This is a genomic window from Methylobacterium sp. AC832, assembly GCF_979256025.1.
The window spans coordinates 1-237 of sequence record NZ_CEEDMV010000081.1; the positions used below are offsets into that span (position 1 = coordinate 1).

General features: G+C 67.1%; 1 protein-coding gene. It reads right to left on the reverse strand.

Annotated features, from left to right (window positions below; translation table 11 throughout):
• Nucleotides 1-237 (reverse strand): alpha/beta fold hydrolase (locus AC0IXR_RS25180; protein WP_471762620.1); only part of this gene is annotated, 237 nt, incomplete at both ends.

The window sequence follows — 237 nt, forward strand, 5'->3', positions numbered from 1 at the left end:
CTCAGCCCGTCGATGATCTCCTCCAACACGCCGGCATCCACGCCGTCGGGATGGTCCGGGGTCTTCAGCATCATCGGCGTCACCGCCGCGATCAGGACCGCCTGGGAGATCCGGTCGCTGCCGTGCCGCGACAGGTAGCGCACTACCTCTCCGCCCCCCAAGGAAAAGCCGACCAGGGTCACGTCGGTGAGGTCGAGCGCGTCCAGCATCGCCTTCAGGTCGTCGGCGAACGTATCG